The sequence below is a fragment of the Oceanisphaera sp. genome (genome assembly GCF_052084945.1).
Classification (GTDB): Bacteria; Pseudomonadota; Gammaproteobacteria; order Enterobacterales; family Aeromonadaceae; genus Oceanimonas.
The window spans coordinates 20,443-22,079 of the sequence record NZ_JBQDEX010000035.1 but is presented as its reverse complement, the minus strand read 5'-3'; the positions used below and the strand labels follow the sequence as shown (position 1 = coordinate 22,079).

Annotated in this window: 2 protein-coding genes; both read right to left on the bottom strand. The window is 44.5% G+C overall.

All coding sequences use genetic code 11. The features are described from left to right. Positions 1-140: 140 nt before the first annotated feature. On the bottom strand, positions 141-1,400 hold the full coding sequence (gene waaA / locus ACTHY5_RS05115) for a lipid IV(A) 3-deoxy-D-manno-octulosonic acid transferase (RefSeq protein ID WP_441877320.1): 1,260 nt from the start codon (positions 1,398-1,400) through the stop codon (positions 141-143). Positions 1,401-1,403: 3 nt separating this feature from the next. Next, the coding region (locus ACTHY5_RS05110; RefSeq protein ID WP_441877317.1) for a glycosyltransferase family 9 protein at positions 1,404-1,637 on the bottom strand (234 nt) is incomplete at its 5' end.

Here is a 1,637-nt window from a genome sequence, read left to right as displayed (position 1 = left end):
TGGTATCGTTGTCCCTCGGTCAGCTGCCGATAACTCATGTTGTAACTCACTTTTTGGTCGAAAAGTAAGATACCACATGTAGGTGATTGGCCTCTCTTCGAACTATCCCATTACATGAGTGTTGCGGTTATTATCTGAATTCAGGTTTTATTAATAATAAATTTTACTGTTTTTAATAGTGCGCCTTTGTTTTTATGCACAACTTTTTTTGCATTGTTGCCTCTGTAGGTGATTAAATGGGGGTTTTTAAATAGATGAAAAAGGTGCTCGCTAAGTTTGTTGCTAGATTTAACTTTTAATAATGCGTTAGAATTATTTAATGAATGACTGATATCACTAAAATTAAATATTGATGGTCCTGTAATAACTGGCTTAGCTAATGCTGCAGGCTCTAATAAGTTATGACCACCGCGTTCAATTAAGCTGCCGCCCACAAAGGCGACATCGGCTGAAGCTAGCATAATAGGCAGCTCACCCATGGTGTCTCCTACATACACTTGTGTTGTGGTTGTTGTAGACCCTGTGGTTCTGCGAGCGATATTAAATCCTTGCTCAGTCGCTAACTGTACGACTTGATCAAAGCGTTGAGGATGGCGAGGTACCAGAATTAACAATGCATCGGGTAGCTGTGCTAACAGTTGTTGATGAGCGGCTAATACTTGTTCATCTTCACCTTCGTGGGTAGAAGCGGCAATCCACACTGGGCGCTTAGCGCCAAGCTGCTTTCGTAGCTGCTGCCCTTGCTGAATGATTTCATCGTCGTACTCAATATCAAATTTAATAGAGCCTGTAATACTGAGTTTTTCTGCTGCTAAGCCCAAAGCGGCAAAACGTTCTGCATCATCTTGATGTTGACAACAAATATGCCTGATATTGTTCGATAAAAGATTAAAAACACCTTGAAACTGACGATAACGTGCAGCCGAACGTTCCGATAATCGCGCATTCAGCACCATCACGGGGAGTTGGCGTTTACCGCAAACTGTTAGCCAATTAGGCCAAAGTTCCGTTTCCATAATCAGCAAGGCGCGAGGGCGAACGCGCCGTAAAAAAAGCGCCACCGCCCACGGAAAATCTAGCGGCGCATAGCGATGCTCAATTAAATCACCTAACTTTTCTGCCAAATCAGCACCAGTACGAGTGGTGGTAGTGACTAAAATAGGCAAGTCGGGTCGCTCAACTTTTAATGCCTTAATTAACGGCGTAGCGGCGACCATTTCACCTACACTGACTGCATGTAACCAAACGGGGTGCGTTTGCTGAGTTTTTGCCACCCAACCCAAATGCTCGGGCCAGCGTTTGCCAAAGCTAGGCTTGCCTTTTTTCGGCCAATATAGCATTGCAAGTAATAGCGGGCTGAATAAGTGAATAAGCAAGTTATAGAGTAAACGATATATCATGAGTTACCGAGACGTAGCGATCAGATGTTCTGATGCCATCAATTGCTTAATGGCGGTCAATACTTTTTCTGCCGGCAGCTCTTTAAGACACTTTAAATGGCCAAGCGGACATTCGCGCTTAAAGCAGGGCCGACACTCAATATCGGTATGCACAATGGCAACTTTTTCAGCCAGTGGCGGCGTGTACTTAGGTGACGTTGAGCCATAGATGGCCACTAACGGGCGCTGCAAAGCGGC